Origin of the sequence: Xanthomonas populi (genome assembly GCF_002940065.1) — a bacterium.
GTDB classification, from domain to species: domain Bacteria; phylum Pseudomonadota; class Gammaproteobacteria; order Xanthomonadales; family Xanthomonadaceae; genus Xanthomonas; species Xanthomonas populi.
This window is the reverse complement of sequence record NZ_MDEJ01000206.1, coordinates 1-4,529: the sequence shown is the minus strand read 5'-3', so window position 1 is coordinate 4,529 and position 4,529 is coordinate 1. Positions and strand designations below refer to the sequence as shown.

Annotated in this window: 3 protein-coding genes and 2 pseudogenes; 2 read left to right on the top strand and 3 right to left on the bottom strand. The window is 64.8% G+C overall.

Annotated elements, in window-relative coordinates; genetic code table 11:
- Positions 1-320: 320 nt before the first annotated feature.
- On the bottom strand, positions 321-863 hold the full coding sequence (locus XpopCFBP1817_RS19595) for a GNAT family N-acetyltransferase (RefSeq protein ID WP_128418362.1): 543 nt from the start codon (positions 861-863) through the stop codon (positions 321-323).
- A 192-nt stretch (positions 864-1,055) separates the two neighbouring features.
- A complete protein-coding gene (locus tag XpopCFBP1817_RS19590) occupies positions 1,056-1,964 on the bottom strand; it encodes a 23S rRNA (adenine(2030)-N(6))-methyltransferase RlmJ (RefSeq protein WP_128418361.1) in 909 nt (302 codons plus the stop codon).
- A gap of 34 nt (positions 1,965-1,998) precedes the next feature.
- Here XpopCFBP1817_RS19590 and XpopCFBP1817_RS19585 point away from each other — a divergent pair.
- Both XpopCFBP1817_RS19585 and creC read left to right on the top strand, forming a co-directional pair.
- A pseudogene (locus XpopCFBP1817_RS19585) lies at positions 1,999-2,558 on the top strand (winged helix-turn-helix domain-containing protein).
- Between the two features lie 23 nt (positions 2,559-2,581).
- Positions 2,582-3,685 (top strand): annotated as a pseudogene (creC, locus tag XpopCFBP1817_RS19580) (two-component system sensor histidine kinase CreC).
- Between the two features lie 124 nt (positions 3,686-3,809).
- Here creC and XpopCFBP1817_RS19575 read toward each other — a convergent pair.
- The gene (locus tag XpopCFBP1817_RS19575) at positions 3,810-4,475 is read right to left on the bottom strand and encodes a C1 family peptidase (protein WP_244171262.1); all 666 of its coding nucleotides are present in this window, start codon (positions 4,473-4,475) and stop codon (positions 3,810-3,812) included.
- Positions 4,476-4,529: the final 54 nt, after the last annotated feature.

Here is a 4,529-nt window from a genome sequence, read left to right as displayed (position 1 = left end):
TCTGGAGCGATTACGCACACTGCCCGAACACGTCTACAACCAGATGGTCATGGGCTGAAAAACGTGGGGATACCTCAGAAGCTGAGCGGCCGCGCCGTTATCCAAACAACGCAGGTCATGTTTTGCTTGCACCCTGCACACCGACCATCTCGACTGGTCATTGCCCGCTCACCGTCGCGGGACCTTACGCGGCATGGATGCCGCGTAAGAGCTTACAAGGACGTACCTGCAGCGTGTCCCGCGATGGTGGGCGGGCAAGGGCCCTGCAACCAAGCGACAGATCACCCACCCGCTTTAGGCCAAGCCCGAATCCGGCCCAATCAGGCATCCAGCTCCAGCACCATACGCACCAGCTCCGGCGAGTCCGGATGTGGCTGTGGCTTGAAGCCAAGCGATTCGGCCAACTGCAGCATCGGTACATTGCTGCGCAGCACATCGCCGAACAGGCAATCCAGATACTTGCGCCGCGCCCACTTGACCAGCTTGCGCATCAACTGCCGCCCCAGGCCCTGGCCGGCGACGAAGCTGCTGACCAGGATGGTGTACTCGGCCTGACGGGTGCCCGGCACCAATGCCGCACGCGCCACCGCGCCAACCAGCGCTTCGCCCGGCGGCAATTGCTCGGCAGCAACCAGTACGATTTCGCTTTTGGGGTTGGGGTGGGTCAGGCGCTGCACCATCTCCGGGGTAATTTCGGCGGAGGAGCGCACGAAGCGCTCGCGGATTTCCTCCGGTTCCAACAGGCTGAAAGCGCCCTGCAGCGGCGGACCGTCCTCAGGACGGATCGGGCGGAGCAGAAGGGTGCGGCCATTGGGCAGGCTGAAGTTTTCATGCCAGGGAGGCATGCGATTGCGAATGGCCATGACCGGTGTTCCTTCAAGATCGGAAGATTCTGGCACCAGCCCAGCGCACAACCGTGAATGAATCCGGGGCGCCGCTTGGGGCCGTAAGAGGGTGGCAGTGCTTCCCTCATCACTGTACTGAGCGATACCGTGATCCAGTCGTGAGTATGCTGCCGTGTTAGCCAGGGCAAAGGGGCGGCTGGCTCCAATGATTCAGGCGTCCTGGCGCAGCCATTCCAGCCGGGTGGAGGCGCCGGCTTCGCCGAGATGTTGCTTGAGTACCGGCAGCGCGGGCGCCAGCACCTGGTCGAACTGCCATGGCGCATTGACGATCAGCAGGCCGCTGCCGGTCAGGCGCAACGGCGAGTCGTCCGGGCGCACCTGCAGCTCGGCCACCAGCACCGACTTGGCCGGCAGGGTGGCGGCCTTGCGCATGAACGGCTGCAGGCTGCGGCGCAGTTTGATCGGGTACCACACCATGCACATCGCCTGCGGCCAGCGCGCCAGGGTTTCGCGCACGCTATGGATGACCTGCGGGTACTCGGCCTCCTGCGACTCGTAAGGCGGGTCGATCAGCACCAGCCCTCGTCCGATCTTGGTCTCGCCCGCGCGCGGCGGCACGAAGGCACGAATCGCCTCGTAGCCATCGCCGGCATGCACGCGCACACGGCTGTCCTTGGCGAACAAGCGTTTGAGCGCCTCGGCTCCTTCCGGCTGCAACTCGCAAAACGCCATGCGGTCCTGCGCGCGCAGCGCTTGGGCGGCCAGCAACGGCGAGCCGGGGTAGTGATTGATCTGGATGCCGGAAGCGGGGCGCGCGGGCTTTTGGCCGGGCGTGGCCGGGCGCGCGACGGTCTGGTTTTCGGCCTGCACCGCGCGCAGATAGCGTTCCACCACTTCCGGCAGTGTCGACTCGGCCATCAGCCGCATCACCCCGGCATCGGCTTCGTTGGTCTTACGGCTTTCTTCGCCACCGAGCTGGTAGCGCCCGCGCCCGGCGTGGGTGTCGAGCACGAAGAACGGGGTGTCCTTGCGCTTGATGGTGTCGATCAGCGCCAGCAAGGCGATGTGCTTGAGCACGTCGGCATGGTTGCCGGCATGGAAGGCGTGGCGATAGTTCATCGCGGCAGTGTACGGGCCGCGCCAGCATGCGGCTATGCTGCGCGCCATGTCCGAGTCCACCGCCCGCGTGCTCCTCGTCGAAGACGAGGCCGCCTTCGCCGATGCCGTGCTGTATGCGCTGCGCAGCGAAGGCTATGCGCCCGAGCATTGCCTGTTGTGTCGCGACACGTTGGCGCGGCTGCGCGCCGACCCGGCTGATGTGGTGGTGCTGGACGTGGGCCTGTGCGCCGTCGCGCGGTGGCCGCCGTGCTCGAGCCGGGCTGGCAACCGCACGGTGCGTTTGCGATCGATTGCGACGCTAGCCGGATCCGCTACAGCAATGCGCTGCTGCCGCTGACCCGCTACGAGTACGCGCTGCTGTCGGCGTTGTTGCAGCGCCCCGGCGCGATCCTGAGCCGCGCGCAGCTGATGGATCGCGGCTGGGACGCCGGCGCCGACAGTGCCGACCGCACCGTCGACACCCAATCGCCACTGGCAGCTTCGCGCGCAACGTGGCGCCGGCGCAGCGGCGCGATCCCAAGGCCTGGGTGTGGCGGTTCCGCAAGAACGATGTGGCGTAATGCGTCACTGTCACCGATGCGCGCGGCGTGGTGATATTCGATTCGCTGGGCCGCGACGTGGGCCGCGTAACTCGCGCTGGAACGATGTCTATCGCACCTTGCGTGGTGACTATGGCGCGCGGTCCAGCCCCGAAACCGATGGCGATCCGATCGCCACGGTGATGCATGTGGCCGCGCCGATCTACGCGCCGAACGCTGCAAGAAAACTGATCGGTGTGCTGGCGCTGGCGCAGCCCAATCGCAGCATCGCCCCGTTCATCGAAGCCAGCCAGCGCAATATCCTGCAGCGCGGGGCCTGGTTGATCGGCATTTCCGCATTGATCGGCATCGTGATGACCTGGTGGCTCATGCGCGGCACCGGCCGGCTCAATCGCTACGCGCAGGCGGTGAGCGCTGGCATTCCGGTGCCACCGCCCAAACCGCGCGGCGATGAAATCGGCCACCTGGGCCAGGCGCTGGAAAGCATGCGCCGCAAGCTGGAATGCAAGGCCTACGTGGAGCAGCACGTGCAGTCGCTGACGCACGAATGAAGAGCCCGCTGGCAGCGATCCGGGGTACCTCCGAATTGTTGGCCAAGCCATTGCCGCAAGCCGACCGCCAGCACTGTGTCGGCAGCATCCGCGCGCAGGAGCTGCGCCTGACCGAGACCATCGACAAGCTGCTGGCGTTGGCCGAGGTCGAACAACACGGCTGGTTGCAGACGCGCGAGCGTATTGCCGTGGCTTGCTGGCTTGCTGGCAGGCGGCAGTGGACGCAGTTCTGCCACGCGCGGCAGCGGCGGGCGTGCTGGTGGAGATTGATGCCACAGCTGCAGTGGCGCGCAAGCAGCACGTGCTCAGTGACGGGTTTCTGATGCGCCAGGCGCTGATCAACCTGCTGAAAAATGCCATCGCGTTTTCACCGCAGGGCAGCACTGTCAAAGTGCGCACGCAGTTGCACGATGAACAACTGCAGCTCCTGGTCGCAGACCGCACCAGCTACGCACTGGAGCGCGTGTTCGAACGTTTCTGTTCGCTGGCCCGCCCGCAGAGCGGGCAGCTCAGTTCCGGGCTCGGCTTGCCCTTCGTGGGCGAAGTCGCCCGCCTGCACGCAGGCGAGGCGACGCTGGGCAATCGCGAAGGCGGCGGCGCGGTGGCCGCATTACAACTGCCTTCTGCCTGATCGCAGTGCGGGCGCGCTGTCTGCTGCGCCCGATGACTGCGGCAAGGCGGTGGGTGCGGCACTCACCGATGGTGCTACGGGCGCATGCGCGTTGAGGCTGTCACCACGCAGCGCACGCGATGCGTCAGTGAACCACGGCCGCTTGGAACACATCCTTGGCCACCACCGACCAGGCGAGCTTGCCATAGCCCTTATTGCCCCATTCGGCGCCCCAGCTGTTTTCGACCAGCAGGCCGTCGCTGTCATATCCCAGCGCAATGACTTCGTGACGGCCAATCGGCTTGCTATTGGTGTCGCGGTCAACCTGGTTGGTCGGGCTGAGATCTACAAAGCCCTGGCGGACTAAAAAAGCAATCGCGACCGGCGTGGAGCTGGCAAGCGCACGCTTCAATTGATCGATCAACGGGCTGCCGCCATTGCCATCGCCGGAATAGAGCATTGTGTATTTCTGATAGGGCGTGCGGTGCTTGGCCGCGTTGGCATGATCTGCGTTGGTGGGTGCGTTCTTCCAGTTGTAATCGCCCCACGAGTAATGCTGTGCGGTGTCGATGCCCTTGGCTAAGGCGATGTCCAGCGGCGCTGCCAGCGTGGAGCCTCCATCGACACCGTCATTGACCTGACTGTAGAGATACATCGGCGCAAAGCGGGTCTCCTTCTGCTTGCCTGCATTTGCATACCAACCGGTCAGCGTGTGCGCCGTTGCCCAGGACGCGCAGGAATTCGTCTCTTTCTGGTCACCTGGCTCGATGGCCCAAGCAGTCAGGTCCTGAGGTATCCCCACGTTTTTCAGCCCATGACCATCTGGTTGTAGACGTGTTCGGGCAGTGTGCGTAATCGCTCCAGA

What these genes read in the sequence shown, in the direction of transcription:
- XpopCFBP1817_RS19595 (WP_128418362.1), bottom strand. Translation starts at nt 863, where the DNA reads ATGGCCATTCGCAATCGCATGCCTCCCTGGCATGAAAACTTCAGCCTG.
- XpopCFBP1817_RS19590 (WP_128418361.1), bottom strand. Translation starts at nt 1,964, where the DNA reads ATGAACTATCGCCACGCCTTCCATGCCGGCAACCATGCCGACGTGCTC.